The following is a 358-nucleotide window of genomic DNA, read 5'->3' on the forward strand; positions in this document are numbered from 1 at the left end:
TTGGCGGTACCGCCCTTCTCGGTCGCATCCCCCGCATCGGCAACCGCCGTCGGCGTCGTGTTGCCTGAGGTCGACGGCCGGAAGACCACGTCGGCCCAATAGTTGGCAGCGCCAAAAGTTGCATTCGGGAAAATGCCTGTCGCGGCGGATCCGCCGTAGCGGTAGACGCCGTTACCGCCGGCGGCAGCGTTTGACAGCGCCGTCAGCGGGCCATTGGTGACAGCGCTGGTGTAAAAATTGTTGGTCGCCACGTAAGTGCCGGTCGTGTGGTACGACGCGACATAGGTGGTATTGGCGGCGATGGTGACAGGGGTCGCAAAGTTCACCGTCTGCCAGCCACTCGCCGAGGTGTTGGTGA

The 358-nt window shown here is 63.4% G+C and carries 1 protein-coding gene; it reads right to left on the bottom strand.

Annotated features, from left to right (window positions below):
* A partial coding sequence (locus ACPYOJ_RS34805) for a DUF4082 domain-containing protein (protein ID WP_481420296.1) occupies positions 1-358 on the bottom strand: 358 nt, incomplete at both ends.

This window comes from Rhizobium sp. SVR5-9E (assembly GCF_056755095.1).